This window comes from Planomonospora algeriensis (assembly GCF_977012225.1).
Genome location: NZ_CDRNDK010000232.1, coordinates 1 through 9,821 on the forward strand (window position 1 = coordinate 1; position 9,821 = coordinate 9,821).

Here is a 9,821-nt window from a genome sequence, read left to right on the forward strand (position 1 = left end):
CGATGTGCGCGTAGTCGCGGGTCAGCCGGTGCGCGGCCTGGGCGTTGAAGTCCGCGCGCCGCCGCCGCACCCGCCCCATGATCGCGCCCAGGGCGCGCACCACCCGCCTGCGCCGACCCGAGCCCTTCTTCGCCCGCGCCAGTCGGCGTTGCAGGCGCACATACCGTTCGGTCTCGCCGGGCGACAGGTAACCCTGCTCGGCCGCTTGGTCGACCCGGTCGGTCTTCGGCGGCTCGGAGGAGGACACGCCGCAGGCGGTGGCGTGGCGGCGGTCGAAGAACTCCCCGTCACTGGTGACCGCGGCCGTGACCACCCCCCGGTCCACCCCGACCGCGGCCTCGGGGCGGGCATGGCGGACCTTGCCGGTGCCGTGCCGCCGGCACGCGGCGTCCAGGTCCTTGAGCGTCTGCTGCAGCGCCTGCGCGGGCGCCTCTGCCAGCCAGGGGAAGTCCTTTTTGGCGTCGGCGAGCTGCCGGCACTGCTCGGCGTAGCCGATGAACGCGCCCCGGCGGCGGTAGGCGCGGCGCTGCTCCAGGGCGATGTTCCACACCGCCCGGCAGGCGGCGGCGATCCGCTCGGCGGTCAGCTTCTGCCCGGCGTCGAACTCCAGCCGGTATCGGCGTCCGGTCAGCACGTGAAACACCTCCCCTGCCCTGCCGATGGCCCGCCTGTCGTGCGCGGACTCGAACACGTTAGCGGCCACTTCATGATCGGGGAGGGTGAACGGCGGCACGGCGGGCACCGGGTGTCCGCGCCGCCCGCCCCGCGGGTCGTCATGGCCGCCACGCGGCGGAATGCCATCGATGACGCGGGGCCGCATGCGGGCCCCGCGCTTCGCGCTCGGGATGTCCCGCCTGGCGGCGGGTCATCCCCTGACGGGGACCGCATTCATCCCCGGCCTGAAGGACTCCGTTGCCCAATTGCCTGGATCATGCGGTAGGCCCCAGCGGCAGGTCATCTTGACGCAGGACATCATCGGCTTCCGAGAAGTCACGCCGAATTGGGCAACAGAGTCCTGACGGCCGAGGTCTTCTGCGGACTTTCGGTAAAGTAGATTTGCCTCTCGTGCTCGCAAGGAGGATCGATGAAGCTACGGCTGGCTCGCCGGGCCGTCGGCGACGCCGTGGTGGTGGCGGTCGAGGGAGAGCTCGACCTGTTCACCGCGCCCTTCCTGCGCGACGAGGTCCGTGAGGCGATCAAGCTCGACGGATCCCGGCTGGTGCTCGACCTGACCGCGTTGTCGTTCATGGACTCCAGCGGGCTCTCGGTGCTGATCGAGGCGTGGCGGCTGGCGACGAGCCAGGGAGGGGGCGTCGCCCTCGCCGCCCCCCCAGGCACCGGTGGCGCGGATCCTGCGCACGACCGGCCTCGACCGCCGGATCAAGGTCTTCCCCGACGTCGGCACCGCGGTCGGAGAGCTCTGACGCGATCCGGCGATTCCCTGGCGTTCTCCGGGCGAGATTTACCCGACCCTGAGTAGAACTTCATTCGGTCCCCGCGTTAAAGTCCGCTCATGGACCTGAACGGAGCAGCAGCAATCATCTCGGGCGGTGCCAGCGGCCTCGGCGAGGCCACGGCCCGCGATCTCGCCGCGCACGGCGCGACCGTCGTCATCGCCGACCTGAACGAGGAGCGCGGCAAGGCCCTCGCCGACGAGCTGGGCGGAGTTTTCGTCAAGACCGACGTGTCCGACGAGGACCAGGTGCAGGCGGCGGTGGACGCCGCGGTCGCCACCGGCAAGCCGCTGCGCGTGGTGATCAACAGCGCCGGCATCGGCTGGGCCACCCGTACGGTGAACCGCGACGGCTCGCCGCACGACCTCGCCTCCTACCGCAAGGTCATCGAGGTCAACCTGATCGGCACCTTCAACCTGATGCGCATCGGCGCCGCGGCCATCGCCAAGACCGAGCCGGTCGACGCGGACGGCCAGCGCGGCGTGGTGATCAACACCGCCTCCGTGGCGGCGCTGGAGGGCCAGGTCGGCCAGGTGGCGTACTCAGCGTCCAAGGGCGGCATCGTCGGCATGACGGTCCCGGCCGCCCGCGACCTGGGCGCCGTGGGCATCCGCGTCAACACGATCTGCCCCGGCATCATCGACACCCCGATCTACGGCTTCTCGCCCAACGCCGACGAGTTCAAGGCCAAGCTGGTCGCGCCGGTGGTCTTCCCCAAGCGCATGGGCCTGGCCTCCGAGTTCGCCCACCTGGTGCGCTCGCTGATCGAGAACGACTACATGAACGCCGAGACCATCCGCTTCGACGGCGGCATCCGCTTCCAGCCCAAGTAGGAGTCACCGGTGTCCGACGTCTCTCCCGACGCCAAGGCGGCCTCCGACGACGTCCTCGTCGAGGTCGACGGCGGCGTCGCCGTCATCACGATCAACCGCCCCAAGGCCAGGAACGCCGTCAACGGCGTCGTGGCCCGTGCCATCGCCGCGGCGCTGGACGAACTGGAGGAGCGCAAGGACGTCTCCGCCTACGTGCTGACCGGCGCGGGCGGCACGTTCTGCGCGGGGATGGACCTCAAGGGCTTCCTGACCGGGGACTTCCCGGTCGTCGAGGGCCGGGGGTTCGGCGGCCTCGCCGAGGCCCCGCCGAGCAAGCCCCTCATCGCGGCGGTCGAGGGGTACGCCCTGGCCGGCGGCTGCGAGCTGGCGCTGGCCTGCGACATCATCGTCGCCTCCGAGGAGGCCAAGTTCGGGCTGCCCGAGCCCAAGCGCGGCCTGGTCGCCGGAGCGGGCGGCGTGATGCGGCTGCCGCGGCGCATCCCGTACCACATCGCCATGGAGATCGCGCTGACCGGCGACCACTTCCCGGCCTCGCGGCTGTACGAGGTCGGCCTGGTCAACCACCTCACGCCCGCGGGCGGGGCCCTGGGCAAGGCCCTGGAGCTGGCGCGCAGGATCGCGGCGAACGCCCCCCTGGCGCTCGCCGCGACCAAGCGCGTGATCGTCGAGTCCGCCGACTGGAGCCTCGACGAGATGTTCGCCAAGCAGGGCGAGATCGTCAACCCGGTGTTCGGCTCCAAGGACGCCATGGAGGGCGCGGCGGCCTTCGCCGAGAAGCGCGCTCCGCAGTGGAGGGGCGAGTAGCGCCTTAGACCTCACGCGCCGGCCTGTTCGCGTCCGGGCGCGTGCGGCGCCTCCGGAGTGCGTACGGTGAAGGTGTGGGCGCGTGCGGCGTGGGCACGGGACAGGCCCACGGTGACGGCTCCATGAGGCCAGGAGAGCGCATGCACGACCACCCGGGGGCGACCCCTCCCACCCGATCCACCGGCGCGCGGCTCCGGCGCAGCGCGGGCAGCCTGGCCGCGGGCGCCGCCGGGGCCGGCATGCTCGTCATCCTCCTGGTCGCCGGCATGTGGGCGATCGAGGTCGCCGACTACGTGCTCCCCGGCGAGTTCGACGCCTACGGCATCCGGGCCTGGAACGCCGAGGGCCTGACCGGCATCCTCCTCGCCCCCTTCCTGCACGCCGACTTCGCCCACCTGATGGCCAACTCGCTGCCCCTGCTCGTCCTGGGCTTCCTGGCGGCCCTGCGCGGCCTGGGCCGCTTCCTGGCCGCCAGCCTGATCATCATCCTGGTCAGCGGCCTGGGCGTCTGGCTCACCACGGACCCGAAGTTCGTCACGGTCGGCGCGAGCGGCCTGGTCTTCGGCTACTTCGGCCTGGTCGTGGCCCGCGGCCTGTTCGACCGCCGCCTGCTCGACATCGTGATCGGCGTCGGCGTCGCGGCGGCCTACTACTCGATCATCTGGGGCGTGCTCCCCACCCAGGAGGGCGTCTCCTGGCAGGGCCACCTCTTCGGCCTGCTCGGCGGCATCCTCGCCGCCTGGATCGTCCGCCGCCGCCCCGCCCTCACTCCGCACGGATCCCCGTACTGACCGCGCACGGCTCCCAGCGCACCCGGAACGGCCAACGTATGCTGTCAAAAACGCAGCACATGCTGTCCGTATGACAGTAAATTTCGGAGCGTGACGAACACATCACTCACGCCCCTGCTGGAGAGGATGGGCGTGCGGGAACCAGCGCCACCGGTCTTCCCGGTCTTCCGGTCCCGGATCACATCAGCGGTGCTCGCCAGGGCTTACCTCGGTGGCGATGAATGCTCGGTCGCCGAACTCGCCGCCGCGGCGGGCACCGACACCGGCACCATGGCGCGGGAGGTGGCGCGTCTGGAGCAGGCGGCCGTTCTCCGGAGTCGCAGGATCGGGCGGACCAGACTGGTGGAGGCGAACCGGAACGCCCCCTTCTACCGGGCACTCAGCGAGCTTGTCACCATAACTCTCGGTCCCGCTCATGTTCTGTCCGAGGAATTGGCCGAGGTGGCGGGGATAGAGCAGGCGGAGGTGTTCGGTTCCTGGGCCGCGCGCATGCTCGGTGAGCCGGGACCGGCCCCCGTCGACATCGATCTCCTCGTCATAGGCCGACCCGACCGGGATGACCTGCATGATGCCGCCACCAGGGCCGGTGCCCGGCTCGGGAGAGAGGTCAACACGGTCGTGGTGTCCGCATCGCGATGGCGGACCAGCGACGACGGCTTCCTGACCGAACTCCGGAGCAGGCCGCGTGTTCCGGTTCCACTCCGGGGAGAAGATGCTCCATGACCGGCTGGGCGCGTGGCCGAGAAGAGATCATCGGGATGATCCAGCGTCGGGAGCCGACCCAGGTGGTTCCGGATGACCGGCTCGCCGCACGGATGGTCGAAATGGCCCGAAAGCATCTCGCGAGTGCCGAGATCCTCGCCGCCAGTGATCCTCACCTCGCCTACTCCGCGCTTCACGACGCGGTCCGCAAGGCGCTCGCGGCCCTTCTCCAGACACAAGGGCTGCGTGCCACGACCACGGGCGGCCATCTGGCGGTCCAGCACGCGGCCAAGGCGCAGTTCGGCTCCTCGATGGGTGGCATCCTGCGACCTGTGGACCGGATTCGGGCCACTCGGCATGAGAGTGAATATCCGACGGCCGGCACATGGATCGACGAGGACATGGTGCGAGACGACCTACCGGCCGCGTCAGCAGTGGTGGAGGCGGCGGAGAAGGCACTCCCGCATATGCCGCCCTTTGTGATCTGATCATCGCGAGATGGCGGAGCGCCGAACCCGAGGGCGGCATCCGGCCCGGAAAAGCCGCGGACGCTCTGGTCGTTCTCCTTCCAACTGGCGAACGGACCGGTCGGCGAGTGCGTGCTCAGCGACCTCCCCGGGTGGAACGACATCGGTGACCCCGAGGAGAATCCCGAGGCGTTCCCCCCGACGGACAGCTGATCCGTATCGGCTCCTGACGCCTTCCAACGGTGCTGTGACCGGGGAACCGTACGGTATGCGTGCGAACAGGGGCCGTCATGGGTGAGGCCCGGGAAGGGGAAGCCGTTCCCGGGCCTTCAGCGCGTGACTAGAGGCGCTCGACGACGTGGTCGATGCAGTGGGTCAGCGCCTCGACGTCGGCCGGGTCGATCGCCGGGAACATCGCGACGCGGAGCTGGTTGCGGCCCAGCTTGCGGTAGGGCTCGACGTCGACGATGCCGTTGGCGCGCAGCACCTTGGCGACCGCGGCGGCGTCCACCTCGTCGGAGAAGTCGATGGTGCCGACGACGTTGGAGCGGAACTCGGGGGCGGCGAACGGCGTGGTGTAGGAGGTCTTCTCCGCCCACGTGTAGAGCCGGCTCGCCGAGTCGGCGCTGCGCGCCGTGGTCCAGGCCAGGCCGCCGTTGCCGTTCATCCACTCGATCTGCTCGGCGAGCAGGAAGAGCGTGGTGACCGACGGGGTGTTGTAGGTCTGGTCCTTGGCGGAGTTGTCGATCGCCACGGGCAGGCTGAAGAACTCGGGGATGTAGCGGCCGCTGCCGGCGATCTCCTCGACCCGGGCCAGCGCGGCCGGGGACATCAGGGCGATCCACAGGCCGCCGTCGGAGGCGAAGCTCTTCTGCGGCGCGAAGTAGTAGACGTCGGTCTCGCTGATGTCGACGGGCAGGCCGCCGGCGCCGGAGGTGGCGTCCACGAGCACGAGGGAGCCGTCCTCGCCCACGCGCTTGATCGGCATCGCGACACCGGTCGAGGTCTCGTTGTGGGTGAGCGCGTAGACGTCCACGCCGGCCTCGGTGACGGCCTCGGGGTGGCTGCCGACCTCGGACTTGATGACGCTCGGGTCGCCCAGCCACGGGGCCTTGGCCGCGACGGAGGCGAACTTGGAGGAGAACTCGCCGAAGTGCAGGTGCTGCGACCGCTCGCGGATGAGACCGAAGGCGGCGATGTCCCAGAACGCGGTCGTGCCGCCGTTGCCGAGGACGACCTCGTAGCCCTCGGGGAGGGAGAACAGCTCCGACAGACCCGCCCGGACGCGCCCGACGAGCGACTTGACCGGCTTCTGGCGGTGGGAGGTGCCCAGCACGCTCGCGCCGGAGGCGGCCAGAGCCGAGATCTGCTCGGGGCGCACCTTCGAGGGCCCGCAGCCGAAACGGCCGTCGGCGGGCTTGAGGTCAGAGGGAATCACGATGTCAGCCACCTGACCAGCCTACTGAGCCCGTCCGTCGGCCCAGACCCGGGTCCGGGATTTGAGACGGAGATTACTGGAGAACGAGACGGCCGCCCCGCGGAGACCCGTGGGACGGCCGTACCGGTGGAGAACGAGACGGCCGTCCCGCAGGACGGCCGTACCGGCTCGGGGCGCGTCAGAACGCGCCGATGACCTCGGCGGCGCCGGGGACGTCGTTGACCGAGCGCTGTGCCGGGCCGACGTAGTCGGCGCTGGGGCGGACGAGCCTGCCCGTGCGCTTCTGCTCCAGGATGTGCGCGGCCCAGCCCGCGGTGCGGGCGCAGGTGAACATCGAGGTGAACATGTGCGAGGGGACCTGGGCGAAGTCCAGGATGACCGCGGCCCAGTACTCGACGTTGGTGGCGAGCACCCGGTCGGGCTTGCGGGCGTGCAGCTCCTCCAGGGCGGCCTTCTCCAGCGCCGCCGCGACCTCGTAGCGGGGCGCGTCGAGCTCCTTGGCGGTACGGCGGAGCACGCGGGCCCGGGGGTCCTCGGCGCGGTAGACGCGGTGGCCGAAGCCCATGAGCCGCTGACCCTTGTCCAGCTCGCTCTGGACGTACTTCTTGGCGTCGCCGACCTGCTCGACGCCCTCGATCATGTGCAGCACGCGGGCGGGGGCGCCGCCGTGCAGCGGGCCCGACATGGCGCCGACCGCACCGCTCAGCGCCGCGGAGACGTCGGCGCCGGTGGAGGCGATGACGCGGGCGGTGAAGGTGGAGGCGTTCATGCCGTGCTCGGCCGCGGACACCCAGTAGGCGTCGATGGCCTTGACGTGCTTGGGGTCGGGCTCGCCCCGCCAGCGGACCATGAACCGCTCGACGATGCTCTGGGCCTCGTCGACGCGCTTCTGCGGGACCATCGGCAGGCCGAGGCCGCGCGCCGACTGGGCGACGAAGCTGAGCGCGGTCACACTGGCGCGCGCGAGGTTGTCGCGCGCCTCGTCCTCGTCGATGTCGAGCAGCGGCTTGAAGCCGTAGGCGGGCGCCAGCATGGCCAGCGCACTCTGCACGTCGACGCGGATGTCACCGGAATGGACAGGAATGGGGTACGGCTCGGCCGGGGGGAGGCCCGGCTGAAACTTGTTGTCGACGAGCAGGCCCCAGACGTTCCCGAAGGAGACGCGGCCGACCAGCTCTTCGATGTCGACGCCCCTGTAGCGGAGGGCGCCCCCTTCTTTGTCCGGTTCCGCGATCTCCGTCTCGAAAGCTACGACGCCTTCGAGCCCGGGTTTGAAGTCGGACATTCTCGGCCGCCTCCCTTTCTTGAAGTCAAAGCCTTGATGTCGAGATACCGGCGAGTCATATTCAACCCCCTGTGTTCAGGAGGCCTGCCGCCGGTCCCGCCGGAACGCGATCGCCCCAGGTGGGGGGCGGTGCGCGCGGGCGGACGTCAAGCACGCGAGAATACCGTCCCGTGGACGCCACCTCGCGCCCGCCGTCGCTGGCGGGGCTCCGACGCACCTATGAGGGTCATCCCCTGCTGGAGGGGGACCTCGCACCCGATCCCATCTCCCAGTTCGCCGCCTGGTTCGGCGAGGCCGTGGACGCCGGGCTTCCCGAGCCGAACGCGATGGTCGTCGCGACGTGCTCGGCGGGCGGGCGGCCGACGGCGCGGACGGTGCTGCTCAAGGGCTACGACGAGACCGGATTCGTCTTCTACACCAACTACGAGTCGCGCAAGGGCCGGGACCTGACCGAGAACCCCCGGGCCGGCCTGCTGTTCCCCTGGCACTCCATCCGCCGCCAGGTGCGGGTGGAGGGCCCGGTGGTCCGCCTGCCGCGGGAGGAGTCGGCGGCCTACTTCAGGTCCCGGCCGTACGGCTCGCGGATCGGCGCCTGGGCCTCGCGGCAGTCCGCGGTGGTGGCCTCGCGGCAGGAGCTGGACGAGCGGTACGCCAGGCTGGCGGAGCGCTGGCCGGAGGACCCGCCGGTCCCGGACTTCTGGGGCGGGTTCCGGGTCGTGCCGGTGGAGGTGGAGTTCTGGCAGGGCCAGCTCGACCGCATGCACGACCGCCTGCGCTACCGCCGCGCGGGGGACTCCTGGGTCGTCGAGCGCCTGGCCCCCTGACCCCGTCACCCCTTTTTTGCTGATATATCCGATGACTCGGGTGAGCATGAGGGGGACGGCGTGAGGCTGCCGCAGTTCGGGCGCAGGCATCTGGTGGACGTCCGGCCCCTGGCCACCCCGGCCTACCGGCGGCTCTGGCTGGGGCAGGGCGTCTCCTACCTGGGGTTCCATCTCACCTCGGTGGCGGTCAGCGCGCAGATCTACGCCATCACCGGCTCGTCCTTCTGGGTCGGCATGCTCGGCCCGGCCAACCTCGTCCCGCTGGTCGTCTTCGGTCTGTGGGGCGGCGCGGTCGCCGACGCCGTCGACCGGCGCCGGCTCCTGATCGGCGGCGCCCTGGTCGCCTGGGCGGCGACGCTCGCCCTGCTCGTCCAGGCCTGGACGGGTACGGCCAGCGTCGGCCTGCTGCTGGCGACCGTGGCCGTGCACGCCACCGGTTTCGCCGTGACCAGCCCGACCCGCGGCGCGATCATCCCCCGGCTGCTCCCCGCCGAGCAGGTCCCGGCGGCCAACACCCTCAACTTCCTGGTCGGCGGCGTCGGCGCGGTGATCGGCCCGCTGCTGGCCGGGGCGGCGCTCGCCGGGGGCGGGGTCGCCGTCGCCTACCTCGCCGACGCGGTGCTGTTCGGCGCGAGCCTGTACGCCGCCCTGCGGCTGCCGAGGCTCGCCCCGCTGGGAGAGGTGACCAGGCCCGGCCTGCGGTCCGTCGCGGACGGCCTGCGTTACATCGCGGGCAACCGGGTGGTGCTGATGTCGTTCGTCGTGGACGTCATCGCCATGGCGTTCGCGCTCCCCCGGGCGCTGTTCCCGGAGATCGTGGCGGAGCGGTTCGGCGGCTCGCAGATCGCGTTCGGCTGGCTCGCGGCGGGCATGGCCATCGGCTCGGTGGCCGGCGGGCTGCTGTCGGGCTGGGTGGGCCGGGTCCGGCGCCAGGGAGCGGCGCTCACGTTCACCATCGCGGTGTGGGGGATGAGCGTCGCCGCCTCCGGCCTGGCCGGCGAGCTCTGGCTGATGGTCGCGCTGCTCGCGGTCGGCGGGGCCGCGGACATGGTCTCGGCGGTGTGGCGGCAGACCATCCTGCAGACCCACGCGCCCGACGAGATGCGCGGCCGGATGCAGGGGGTCTTCACGGTGGTGGTCGCCGGCGGCCCCCGCCTGGGCGACCTGCGGGCGGGGGCCACCGCGACCTGGTTCGGCGCCACCGGCGCCTGGGTCGGCGGCGG

11 protein-coding genes are annotated in these 9,821 nt (G+C 71.2%); 8 read left to right on the plus strand and 3 right to left on the minus strand.

Annotated features, from left to right (window positions below):
* Positions 1-703, minus strand: a 703-nt coding sequence (locus ACWJ6R_RS22015; RefSeq protein WP_449064045.1) for an RNA-guided endonuclease InsQ/TnpB family protein, incomplete at its 3' end; no start/stop codon positions are given.
* A 381-nt stretch (positions 704-1,084) separates the two neighbouring features.
* Here ACWJ6R_RS22015 and ACWJ6R_RS22020 point away from each other — a divergent pair.
* The 6 genes from ACWJ6R_RS22020 (at position 1,085) to ACWJ6R_RS22045 (ending at position 5,072) form a co-directional block, all read left to right on the plus strand.
* Positions 1,085-1,480 (plus strand): STAS domain-containing protein, encoded by a 396-nt coding sequence (locus tag ACWJ6R_RS22020; RefSeq protein ID WP_449064046.1) that lies wholly within the window; start codon positions 1,085-1,087, stop codon positions 1,478-1,480.
* A gap of 33 nt (positions 1,481-1,513) precedes the next feature.
* Complete coding sequence (locus tag ACWJ6R_RS22025) at positions 1,514-2,287, plus strand: SDR family NAD(P)-dependent oxidoreductase (RefSeq protein WP_449064047.1); 774 nt, start codon at positions 1,514-1,516, stop codon at positions 2,285-2,287.
* Between the two features lie 9 nt (positions 2,288-2,296).
* A complete protein-coding gene (locus ACWJ6R_RS22030; RefSeq protein WP_449064048.1) occupies positions 2,297-3,091 on the plus strand; it encodes a crotonase/enoyl-CoA hydratase family protein in 795 nt (264 codons plus the stop codon).
* Between the two features lie 140 nt (positions 3,092-3,231).
* Entirely contained in the window at positions 3,232-3,882 is a 651-nt protein-coding gene (locus tag ACWJ6R_RS22035) for a rhomboid family intramembrane serine protease (protein WP_449064049.1), read from the plus strand.
* A 90-nt stretch (positions 3,883-3,972) separates the two neighbouring features.
* Positions 3,973-4,605 (plus strand): hypothetical protein, encoded by a 633-nt coding sequence (locus ACWJ6R_RS22040; RefSeq protein WP_449064050.1) that lies wholly within the window; start codon positions 3,973-3,975, stop codon positions 4,603-4,605.
* A complete protein-coding gene (locus ACWJ6R_RS22045) occupies positions 4,602-5,072 on the plus strand; it encodes a HEPN domain-containing protein (protein WP_449064051.1) in 471 nt (156 codons plus the stop codon). The genes ACWJ6R_RS22040 and ACWJ6R_RS22045 overlap by 4 nt, the downstream gene beginning before the upstream one ends.
* A 319-nt stretch (positions 5,073-5,391) precedes the next feature.
* Here ACWJ6R_RS22045 and serC read toward each other — a convergent pair whose 3' ends face one another.
* Both serC and ACWJ6R_RS22055 read right to left on the minus strand, forming a co-directional pair.
* Complete coding sequence (gene serC / locus ACWJ6R_RS22050) at positions 5,392-6,501, minus strand: phosphoserine transaminase (protein ID WP_449064052.1); 1,110 nt, start codon at positions 6,499-6,501, stop codon at positions 5,392-5,394.
* Between the two features lie 166 nt (positions 6,502-6,667).
* On the minus strand, positions 6,668-7,774 hold the full coding sequence (locus tag ACWJ6R_RS22055; protein WP_189235108.1) for a citrate synthase 2: 1,107 nt from the start codon (positions 7,772-7,774) through the stop codon (positions 6,668-6,670).
* A 170-nt stretch (positions 7,775-7,944) separates the two neighbouring features.
* Between ACWJ6R_RS22055 and pdxH the strand changes: the two genes are divergently transcribed.
* Together pdxH and ACWJ6R_RS22065 are read left to right on the plus strand one after the other, a co-directional pair.
* Complete coding sequence (gene pdxH / locus ACWJ6R_RS22060) at positions 7,945-8,598, plus strand: pyridoxamine 5'-phosphate oxidase (protein ID WP_449064053.1); 654 nt, start codon at positions 7,945-7,947, stop codon at positions 8,596-8,598.
* 60 nt (positions 8,599-8,658) lie between these two features.
* The coding region (locus tag ACWJ6R_RS22065) for an MFS transporter (protein ID WP_449064054.1) at positions 8,659-9,821 on the plus strand (1,163 nt) is incomplete at its 3' end.